Source organism: Bacillus sp. FSL M8-0256, from assembly GCF_038005765.1.
Taxonomy (GTDB): domain Bacteria; phylum Bacillota; class Bacilli; order Bacillales; family Bacillaceae; genus Bacillus; species Bacillus safensis.
In genome coordinates this window covers 3,005,913-3,015,572 of the sequence record NZ_JBBOTU010000001.1, presented here as the reverse complement: position 1 = coordinate 3,015,572, position 9,660 = coordinate 3,005,913, and the positions used below count along the sequence as shown (strand labels likewise).

Sequence of the window (9,660 nt, the reverse complement as noted above, 5' to 3'; positions counted from 1 at the left end):
ATCAAGGGAGGAGATTGTCATTCGAATTTCAATCGTTACAGGCGGATCAAAAGGTTTTGGCTTAGCACTTGTGAACAGGCTGCTTTCACGCGGGGATCATGTGTACACGGCAGCAAGAAGTGCATCGCCGATATCCCATCCGAAGCTCACACATACCCAGGTTGATCTGACCGATGAAGAAGCAGCGGCCAAATGGCTTCAACATAGTCTTACGCCGCAAACTCTGGCAGATGCTGATGACATCTTACTTGTCAACAATGCAGGAATGGTCACACCTATCAAGCGCGTTGGACAAGGCGGACAGGATACACTTCATCAGCATTACAAGCTGAATCTTGTCATTCCTGTTTTGCTCAGCCATGTGTTTGCCAAGCAGACTCAATCATTTAACGGAAAGAAAACGATCGTTCATCTCTCTTCTGGAGCGGCGAAAAACCCATACAAAGGCTGGAGTGCGTATTGCAGTTCAAAGGCAGGACTCGATATGTTTATGAGGACTTTTCATGAGGAACAACAGGACGAGGTGCATCCGATCAACACGTTTTCCTTTTCACCCGGCACGATCGATACAGATATGCAGGGGGAAATTCGGAAATCATCAAAACAAGACTTTGAACAAATAGACCGTTTTCAGCAATTATATGAAACAGGCACGTTAAAGAGCCCAGATGAAGTCGCACGTATTTTGCTCGATCTTTTAGCGGGTGATCCAGCTGGCGGATGTGTCTACGATGCACGTGAGTATGGGAAAAAGCAGTCATAACGACGGCTGCAGCGTGAAGACAAACACTCGCATTCGGTGTCAGGCCTGCGTGCCGGTGCTCACGAATCTCAAATTCGCTTCGCGCCAGTACTCGGCCTTCCTAGACTTCAGGGGTTTTCATATCACGCTGAAAAAGAGAAAAAAAGCAGTCATAGCGACTGCTTTTTTCGTATTGTACAAGCAAAAACAGCTCATTTGACATAAGCTATTCTTGAGACTCATAGAAAATATAACAGAACATTTGAGTTTCTTTTCAGAATATGTTAGGATGCTAAAAATATAGATAAGGAGGGGTTTCCATGAGAAAGGTTACATTAATGGATGTTTACACCCATCCAGTCGCTCAAAAATATTTAAATCGTTCAGGAAAAGCCCATGCGATTGCTTGTGCTTATCACGCATTCAAACTGGCGGTGCAGGCTGGGATTAATCCAGATCTCGCTGTGAAAGCAGCCCTCTTGCATGACATCGGCCACTATGAATGGTATACAGCTGGCGGAGAATGGGATTACGAGACATATAGACGGAATGATATTCATGCCATTAAAGGCGCAGAGCGGGCTCACAAACTGCTCATACGCCTCGGTGAGGAACCAAAGGCAGCTAAAGATATTGCGCTTGCGATTTTGCTTCATACAGATTCATATTTGCCAGAGGGCGACCTTCATAAGGACACACTTCAGCAAATTGTCAAGAAAGCAGATGAAATGGATGAAGAGCCTGGCGGACATCACCATTACAGACAAATAGACGAATCACTTGCAATGAAAAAAATCACGGAATTGGATCAGAAAGTGCAGCAGGCACTTCAGCCCATGAAACGTTCTGTTTAGTATGGAATGTCTCCATGAATATTTCCATCCTGATCGACATACAATGTGCGAATAACGGTACGGTTAAATGCAGATGTACCTGATGCAGTGAGTCCGGTGTAATGAACCGTGACAGAATAAGCACCTTCTTTTTTCAATTGATCAGCTGATGAAGCAGTTGTTTTGAGAGGATGATCTTTTTGGGCATCCTTAAAGTAAAAGGTTTCTACTTTCTTGCTTAATCGTTTAATCAGACCGCTTGAATGGGTCGATGCATCATCCCCTGATTTCGCTGCCTCTGCTTTGATTTCGTCATTTAATGGTGAATCAAAGGATACGAGCAGCAAATAAGGAGCCTTTTTTCCTGAATTTGATCGAATCGTCCATTTTCCAGGAACGGGTTTATTGATTTGTACATGGTGCGAAAATGCGCCTTCATATGGGAAAGATGCTTCCGATGTCTTCAGATTTGTTAAGACGTCTCCATTTGGGGCGATGATTTCCGGCCGCGCCTCTTGACTTTCATTTAACCACTGAATCGATAAGCCATTCGTTCCTTCCTCTACATAGAACGCTTCTGTTTTCTCCTTTTCACTTTCACCGCCTTTCACATAAACATCTGTATTCAGCTCAGTAGAGTTCGGGCTCTCTATATTTTCTTTTTCAGCGCTTGCGGCATTTGCCAGCAGCTGATGCTGAAACACAGGGAACATGCTTGTGCCGTTTTTAATTGAGTTGTGATCCCATTTCCCTGTTAAAATATTGTTTGCATATGATAGTCTTGTGCTGCTTACCGTGACGGCGCCATCGTTTGCGCCAAAGCTCTTTAAATACATGCCTCCTAAGTAAAGCACCCCGCCAAATGTTCCCCATTCCGATCCCGAATACGTGATGTATTTATGAGGAAACTTCTCCAGCTTGTCGGTTTCACTTCGAAAAGCCGCCATGAGCCCCGTTTGCAAAGAATAGAGCGCGTCGCTTTTTTGTCCAAGAATTTCCGCGAGCCAGCTTCCGCCCTTGCTATACGCTAAATCTGCCAGCGGCGTCCCGTAATGAGGGGAGCCGAGTGTGATGACCTTCTCTACATATGGATGGGCATTGTGATACACGAGTGCGGACTGTGTATCCACCCCGCCTTTACTATGACCAATCACAATGAGTTTTCGACCGAACACATCATAGATTTCTTTTAACTTTTCTGCTAATAGTTTGCCATTCTTTTTCGTATCCTGATCTGGATACAAATCTATGAATGCGCTTTCGTATCCGTTCAGAACAGCTTGCTTTGCCATGTCGTTTCGGTCGAACCATGTGGAGGAGGAGCTGTTAATGCCGTGAACAAAAACAAGTGGCGGTTTTGACTCGTCTTTTTGAACCGGCTCTTCTCCTTTAAACCATTTCCCTGGTGTCCCAGGCTCATCCCCAATTGATCCTGCATACGCATAACTTGCAAAGGAAAAAAAGAGCATGACAGCAGCGAGACAGATGAGTTTTTTCAAGATCATTCACCTCTTCAAATGTTTTAAGTTGTTGGCAGCACCAATCTATTATAATTCCAAAAGATGTAAAATTATATAAAATGTTAAAATATGGTATTTAGGTTGTAGGTTTGCCCTGAGTGACATTCACATGGGTCATTGCATACGCTGTGGGTAAATACACAAGTAAAGGGGCAGGTAGGATGGCACAACAAGGAAGTCCGCAGCTTGTTTCATTAGTTGATCCATATGTTTATCAAACATTGCAGAAAGTGATCGGTATGAGATTAATTGTTCAAACAGTGAAAGATACAGTGCGCGGAAAATTGAAGGAAGTCATGCCGGATCATATTGTGATTGAGGCGGGGGCAAAATCAGTTTTTTATGTGCGGATCCAGCAAATTGTATCGGTGATGCCTGATCACAGTGAAAGAGTGTAACAAGCAGACGCAAAGGTGTCTGCTTTTTTCACGCTTATAGAATGTATATCTGGAAAAAGTGCATGATATACCAATTGTTCTTTTTTTTACAAAAAATGAGGTTCTAAAACAAGAAGCAGTTGACAGAAGGTGGGTTGAATAGTAGTTTTTTAATAAGATCAATACGTAACAGGAGGAGCATCTTTGTTAAAATCTAAAGTTCATTTTTGGACATTCCAAATATTACTTGTTTTACTCATTGTTTATGTATCAACAAAGGTTTCGTTTTTATTTCAGCCGATTATTTTATTTGCATCCACCTTGTTTGTTCCCATCTTGCTGGCTGGGATTCTCTTTTTCATCTTTAATCCAATTGTTCGATTTTTGTCCAAGAAAATTCCTAGGACACTTGCTATCCTGATTATTTATCTTTTGTTCATCGGACTCATCACGTTCATTGTGAATGCTGCGGGACCGGTTATTGTCACGCAGGTCGGTGGACTTGTCAAAAGCTTCCCTGGTTATGTGACGGATATGCAGAAATTTATCAACGACTTCTCGCATTCTAAAACATTCACTTGGATGATGAACCAAGATTATGTCTCCGTCTCGAAGTTTGAACAGACAATTGTTTCAACATTAAAAGGTTTGCCGGAAAATATTGCTTCAAGCATGTCTGCTGTGTTTGGCGTGATTGCCAATATTGCTTTAGCTGTGATCACAGTTCCGTTCATTTTGTTTTATATGTTGAAAGACGGACATAAGTTTCCGGACAAGCTCGTTCAATTTTTGCCAATGCCTTACCGTAAGGAAGGGTTGAAAATCTTTAAAGAATTAAACGATACACTTGCGGCTTACATACAAGGGCAGATTGTTGTCTGTTTATTTGTTGGAGTGGCTTGTTTTATCGGATACTTATTAATCGGTGTGAAATATGCGCTCATTCTCGGCATTATCATTGCGGTCACAAATGTGATTCCGTACCTTGGGCCATATCTTGGCGCGGCACCAGCTGTGCTTATTGCGTTTCTTGATTCGCCTGGAAAAGCGGTGGTGACAGTCATTGTCATTCTTGTCGTTCAGCAAATTGACGGAAATGTCATTTCTCCATTGATCATTGGAAAACGCCTCAACACACATCCTTTGACCATTATCCTGCTATTAATTGGGGCAGGAAGCTTTGGCGGAATCCTTGGCATGATCTTTGCGGTCCCTGTCTATGCACTGCTCAAAGCCATCACCTTGAATATTGTCAGATTGGTGCAGCTGCGTCAGCGATCTCGCAAAGAACAGCATTTAAACGTCTAGGACAGATGCACACCTTTTCCCTACTTGCATAAGATGATTGAGATAAGCAGATAGGGGGAGATTCTGATGCCTGCAATCGTTGGACCTATTCATATCGAGTCGTTAGGAGGAAACGGTGCAGCTACTTTCGGTGATGTCCTGGCCATTGCCCCTTTGGCTGTAGACCACTCTACTGGCGGTGCGGGAGCCTTTAATTCAGGTGATTATATGTCACTTACAAGTGATCCGAATGCCACGATGCTTTGGGACTTTACTTTGTTTGGCCAGCCTCAATCATTTAATGCATAGGAAGGCAGCTGATACTCACAGATCAGCTGTCTTTTTTATTTTTCATACACGTATTTTTGAGCTGGGCATATGATGTGGGGAGAAAAGGTGGTGGAAAGATGCCAGCGATTGTTGGGCCTATTCATATTGATCGTGTGATTGGAAATGGTTCTGCACATTTCGGTGATGTTTTTGCCATTTCGCCAAAAAGTGTCGATCACTCCGCCGGTGGATCAGGTACCTATAATGCAGGGGACTTTGTCCAATTTTTTAGCAGTCCAAACGTTACGTTTATGTGGGATATAGACCTGATCAGCCAGCAAAAGAGCTTTAATGCATAGCCAGCTTTGAAAGGGAATTCCTTTTCAGAAGCTGTCTTTTTTTATGGTACAATAGATATGGATGTAAGAAGAAAAAAGAGGTGTGAATTGAGTCAAATGAAAATTAGAAGAGCACACATCACAAGCGGACAACCAAAGACCTACAATGTATATTTACATGAAAATAAAAAAGAATATAAAACGCTTGTAGCCGTACCTGACATTGAATGGAGTATTTCCATTGCGTATGAGGACGAAAAGGAGCAGCTCATCCATACGCTTGAACAATCCTTAATGGAAAGAGTAGAAACAGACGAAGCCCGTGACCTCGCACTCAAAATTGTGCACTGGGTCACAGAAATGTAAATTTAGAAACCAGGAGTGAAAACAGCGATGAAAGAAGAATCCGTAGACTTTTATTTGCAGCAAGGGATATTTGGACATGCTGAAACAAAACCTGATGAACGAAGGATGTTTCTTGGTTCATTAAGGGAACGAGCGCTTCTCGCCCTGACAAAGGGACAGGTATCAAGAAATAAACCGTATCAAGAGGTGGAACAAGTATTGAAGGCCAATCGACAGGCCTCCCTTCTTTTAAATGGTGAACTGTCTTATGCATCTTATTCTCAATATGTGAAAATGGCAAATGCCGCTGGATGTTCCTTTAAAGTGGTGAATCATCACGAAGCACACTCTCCTTTTGGTCTTGTCATCGAGATGCCTGGTGCGGTCAATCAGGAGCATATCTATATAGAGGATGAGCTGTTTCAAAAAGCTTTTTCTCATGAATCTGTTGAATAGGTTTCCCTAGTGAAATGAATAAGCTATAATGATTCAAAAGAGCATATGGGAGAGATGCGGATGGGCAAAGCGTTGATTTGTATTGATTATACAGTTGATTTTGTTGCAGACGATGGAAAACTGACATGCGGAAAGCCTGGACAGGCGATTGAGTCTAAGATCACAGAGATCACTTCTTCATTTATTGATGAAGGCCACTTTGTCGTCTTTGCTGTCGATCATCATGAAGAAGAGGACCCTTATCATCCAGAGACAAAGTTATTTCCGCCCCATAATATTCGCGGAACAGAGGGTATTGAACTTTATGGACAACTAAGTTCACTATTTCACACGTCAAAACATTTAAAACATGTCTACTATATGGAAAAAACAAGATACTCTGCTTTTGCAGGCACTCAATTAGAAATGAAACTGCGCGAGCGCGGCATCACGGAACTTCACTTAGCCGGCGTATGTACCGATATTTGTGTACTTCATACAGCTGTTGATGCGTACAATAAAGGCTTCGAACTTGTGATTCACCAAAATGCTGTGGCGAGTTTTAATGAAGCGGGGCACGAGTGGGCACTTTCTCACTTTGAGCAGTCGCTTGGTGCGAAAGTGGTTAAGTAAGGGAAGGAGAATGGAAGTTGGAGCATCGGTTTAATGACGACAGTTTATCACTACATACAGATCTTTATCAAATTAACATGGCAGAAACGTATTGGAGAGACGGCATTCATGAGAAGAAGGCAGTCTTTGAACTCTTCTTTAGAAAGCTTCCATTTGACAATGGCTTCGCTGTATTTGCTGGCTTAGAGAAAGCGATTGAATATTTATCGGACTTTTCCTTCACCGAAAGCGATCTGGCGTATTTAAAAGATGAACTCGGTTATAAAAGCGATTTCATTGACTATTTAAGCGGATTGTCCTTTACAGGTACACTTCATTCAATGCGAGAAGGGGAAATTGTCTTTGCGAATGAACCGATTATGCGCATCGAGGCAACGCTTGTTGAAGCTCAGTTAATCGAAACGGCATTGCTCAATATCGTGAATTTCCAGACGCTGATTGCAACAAAAGCGGCTCGGATTAAAGGAATCATTGAAGATGAGACAGCATTAGAATTTGGAACAAGACGTGCGCATGAAATGGATGCGGCGATGTGGGGAGCAAGAGCGGCACTCATCGGGGGCTTTCAGGCGACAAGTAATGTTCGTGCTGGGAAACGCTTCAACATTCCAGTATCAGGAACACATGCTCACGCACTTGTACAAGCATACCGCGATGAATATACAGCATTTAAAAAATATGCTGAAACACATACAGACTGTGTCTTTTTAGTCGATACGTATGATACTGTCAGATCAGGTATTCCGAATGCGATTAAGGTAGCGAAAGAATTTGGAGACAAAATCAACTTCATTGGTGTCAGACTTGATAGCGGAGACCTTGCATACTTGTCTAAAAAAGCTAGAACAATGCTGGATGAAGCAGGATTCCATGATGCCAAAGTCATTGCATCAAGCGATCTTGATGAACACACCATTATGAACTTAAAGGCACAGGGCGCCAAAATTGATGTGTGGGGTGTTGGAACAAAACTGATCACAGCATTCGATCAGCCAGCCCTCGGTGCAGTGTATAAACTGGTGTCCATTGAAGAAAACGGCAAAATGAATGATACCATCAAAATTTCATCCAACCCAGAGAAAGTGACAACACCAGGCCGTAAACGTGTGTACCGCATTATCAATCAATTGAATCATCATTCTGAGGGTGACTACATTGCGCTTGAAGAGGAAGATGTTCATAGTGAGGATAAACTAAAAATGTTCCATCCTGTGCATACATTTATTAGTAAATTCGTGACAAACTTTGTGGCGAAAGATCTTCACGTCCCGATTTTTGAGCAAGGAAAACTTGTCTATGACAATCCAGATATTCAAACGATTCAAGCCTACGTGCAGGAGAGTCTTGGACTCTTCTGGGAGGAATACAAACGAATCAGCAAACCAGAAGAATATCCAGTCGATTTGAGTCAAAAATGCTGGGATAATAAAATGCAGTTTATCCATGATGTGAAAAATAAAATCAAAAAAGAGCTTTATGAAAGCGAATGATCTGAAGAAAGGGAGACCATCAAGCCAGGTGGTCTCTTTTTTTTATTTTGACCGATTGAAATTGAACTAAAAGCGCAATCATTTGGTATACTGAAAGCACATCTTGTTTGTCATGGCATAAAGGAGGATTGGAGCAGTTGAGGGTGTTTGTTGCGAGACAGCCTATTTTTAACAGAAAAGAACAAGTCGTATCATATGAGCTGCTTTATAGAGATAGTGAAACCAATACATATAGCGCTGAAGACGGTGATCAAGCGACAACGGACCTCATTATCAATAGTTTTCTAAATATCGGCATCGAAACACTGACAGAAGGAAAACGATGCTATATTAATTTCACCGAAAGCTTGCTTTCATCTGATCTGCTCACCTATTTTGATCCGCATCAGCTTGTGATCGAGATATTAGAAAATGTACCGATTACCCCGGCACTTATTATGAGATGTAAGCAGTTAAAAAAATGGGGATATACGATTGCACTCGATGATTTCTTCCTAAACGGAACACATTTTAGTGACAAGCTGCTTGAGGAACTCCTCTATTGCATAGATATTTTAAAAATTGACTTTCTGAAAACCACAACGCAAGAACGAAGAGATATTCTGCATTCGTATAAAAAGTATCGCCTTCGATTCCTAGCAGAAAAGGTAGAAACGAGAAGAGAATATGAAGAGGCACTAGAAGCGGGCTTCCACTTGTTTCAAGGGTATTTCTTTAGTGAGCCGCATGTGATATCGGGACGAGCATTATCGACCAGCTTCCATGCGTACCATCAGCTTTTAAATGAGTTAAGCAAGGACCAGCCGAATATCCAGACCGTCACCCATTTTATTGAAAGTGACCTTTCGCTATCATATCAATTATTAAAAATGCTGAATTCAGGCGGCATGAGACGTCTTTATCAAATTAAAAGTATCCGGCAGGCGATTATCCTGCTTGGATTTAATGAAATTCGGCGCTGGATCTTTATCCTTTCATTTAAAGAACTGAATGTTCAAGCTAACTCAAGCCAAAAAGAAATTATCAAAATGTCATTCATTCGTGCCAAAACGTGTGAACTGATTGCTTCTCGTACTGAACGAGAGCACCCCGCCTCTTATATGCTGACAGGTATGTTTTCTCTTATTGATACGCTTGTCAGGGCAGATATCACAGAACTTGTGAAGGAACTGCCGCTTTCTGATGAAGTTGGAGAGGCACTGCTTGGCTATGAAAATGATTATTCTTTTGTGCTAGGTATGGCCAAACGTATTGAACGAAATGAATGGGATGATGAAATGTTAGATGGAAATCTCCCGAAACAGGAAGCCTATGGGTGTTATATAGAAGCCATTGAATGGTGCCATAAAATGTTTGAATCTTAAGAAAAGCCGCTCGTGTGAGAGCGGCT

At 42.0% G+C, this 9,660-nt stretch carries 12 protein-coding genes; 11 read left to right on the top strand and 1 reads right to left on the bottom strand.

The window, feature by feature from the left end; genetic code table 11:
- Positions 1-19: 19 nt before the first annotated feature.
- Both NSQ76_RS15620 and NSQ76_RS15615 read left to right on the top strand, forming a co-directional pair.
- Positions 20-763: a (S)-benzoin forming benzil reductase gene (locus tag NSQ76_RS15620; protein ID WP_025094181.1), complete on the top strand. Its 744-nt coding sequence runs from the start codon at positions 20-22 to the stop codon at positions 761-763.
- A 299-nt stretch (positions 764-1,062) separates the two neighbouring features.
- Positions 1,063-1,596, top strand: a complete 534-nt coding sequence (locus NSQ76_RS15615) for an HD domain-containing protein (protein WP_024423336.1) — start codon at positions 1,063-1,065, stop codon at positions 1,594-1,596.
- On the opposite strand, the gene NSQ76_RS15610 is transcribed toward NSQ76_RS15615, so the two are convergent.
- Complete coding sequence (locus tag NSQ76_RS15610) at positions 1,593-3,080, bottom strand: esterase/lipase family protein (protein ID WP_341054701.1); 1,488 nt, start codon at positions 3,078-3,080, stop codon at positions 1,593-1,595. The genes NSQ76_RS15615 and NSQ76_RS15610 overlap by 4 nt on opposite strands.
- A 176-nt stretch (positions 3,081-3,256) precedes the next feature.
- On the opposite strand from NSQ76_RS15610, the gene NSQ76_RS15605 reads away from it, so the two are divergent.
- From NSQ76_RS15605 to NSQ76_RS15565, 9 genes are all read left to right on the top strand, one after another.
- The gene (locus tag NSQ76_RS15605) at positions 3,257-3,493 is read left to right on the top strand and encodes a YuzF family protein (protein ID WP_024423334.1); all 237 of its coding nucleotides are present in this window, start codon (positions 3,257-3,259) and stop codon (positions 3,491-3,493) included.
- Between the two features lie 183 nt (positions 3,494-3,676).
- Positions 3,677-4,780, top strand: a complete 1,104-nt coding sequence (locus NSQ76_RS15600) for an AI-2E family transporter (protein ID WP_024423333.1) — start codon at positions 3,677-3,679, stop codon at positions 4,778-4,780.
- A gap of 66 nt (positions 4,781-4,846) precedes the next feature.
- On the top strand, positions 4,847-5,068 hold the full coding sequence (locus tag NSQ76_RS15595; RefSeq protein ID WP_003213446.1) for a spore germination protein: 222 nt from the start codon (positions 4,847-4,849) through the stop codon (positions 5,066-5,068).
- A 98-nt stretch (positions 5,069-5,166) separates the two neighbouring features.
- On the top strand, positions 5,167-5,388 hold the full coding sequence (locus tag NSQ76_RS15590; RefSeq protein ID WP_024425952.1) for a spore germination protein: 222 nt from the start codon (positions 5,167-5,169) through the stop codon (positions 5,386-5,388).
- A gap of 96 nt (positions 5,389-5,484) precedes the next feature.
- A complete protein-coding gene (locus tag NSQ76_RS15585) occupies positions 5,485-5,733 on the top strand; it encodes a YueH family protein (RefSeq protein WP_285711186.1) in 249 nt (82 codons plus the stop codon).
- 27 nt (positions 5,734-5,760) lie between these two features.
- Positions 5,761-6,168: a YueI family protein gene (locus NSQ76_RS15580; protein ID WP_024423329.1), complete on the top strand. Its 408-nt coding sequence runs from the start codon at positions 5,761-5,763 to the stop codon at positions 6,166-6,168.
- 60 nt (positions 6,169-6,228) lie between these two features.
- A complete protein-coding gene (locus NSQ76_RS15575) occupies positions 6,229-6,780 on the top strand; it encodes a cysteine hydrolase family protein (protein ID WP_024425949.1) in 552 nt (183 codons plus the stop codon).
- 17 nt (positions 6,781-6,797) lie between these two features.
- Positions 6,798-8,270, top strand: a complete 1,473-nt coding sequence (locus tag NSQ76_RS15570) for a nicotinate phosphoribosyltransferase (protein ID WP_024425948.1) — start codon at positions 6,798-6,800, stop codon at positions 8,268-8,270.
- Positions 8,271-8,407: 137 nt separating this feature from the next.
- Positions 8,408-9,634 (top strand): EAL and HDOD domain-containing protein, encoded by a 1,227-nt coding sequence (locus NSQ76_RS15565; protein ID WP_024425947.1) that lies wholly within the window; start codon positions 8,408-8,410, stop codon positions 9,632-9,634.
- Positions 9,635-9,660: the final 26 nt, after the last annotated feature.

Excerpts from the sequence above, each read along its gene's own strand:
- NSQ76_RS15585 (WP_285711186.1), top strand. The coding sequence starts at position 5,485 with ATGAAAATTAGAAGAGCACACATCACAAGCGGACAACCAAAGACCTAC.
- NSQ76_RS15615 (WP_024423336.1), top strand. The coding sequence starts at position 1,063 with ATGAGAAAGGTTACATTAATGGATGTTTACACCCATCCAGTCGCTCAA.
- NSQ76_RS15610 (WP_341054701.1), bottom strand. The coding sequence starts at position 3,080 with ATGATCTTGAAAAAACTCATCTGTCTCGCTGCTGTCATGCTCTTTTTT.
- NSQ76_RS15580 (WP_024423329.1), top strand. The coding sequence starts at position 5,761 with ATGAAAGAAGAATCCGTAGACTTTTATTTGCAGCAAGGGATATTTGGA.
- NSQ76_RS15605 (WP_024423334.1), top strand. The coding sequence starts at position 3,257 with ATGGCACAACAAGGAAGTCCGCAGCTTGTTTCATTAGTTGATCCATAT.
- NSQ76_RS15590 (WP_024425952.1), top strand. The coding sequence starts at position 5,167 with ATGCCAGCGATTGTTGGGCCTATTCATATTGATCGTGTGATTGGAAAT.
- NSQ76_RS15575 (WP_024425949.1), top strand. The coding sequence starts at position 6,229 with ATGGGCAAAGCGTTGATTTGTATTGATTATACAGTTGATTTTGTTGCA.
- NSQ76_RS15595 (WP_003213446.1), top strand. The coding sequence starts at position 4,847 with ATGCCTGCAATCGTTGGACCTATTCATATCGAGTCGTTAGGAGGAAAC.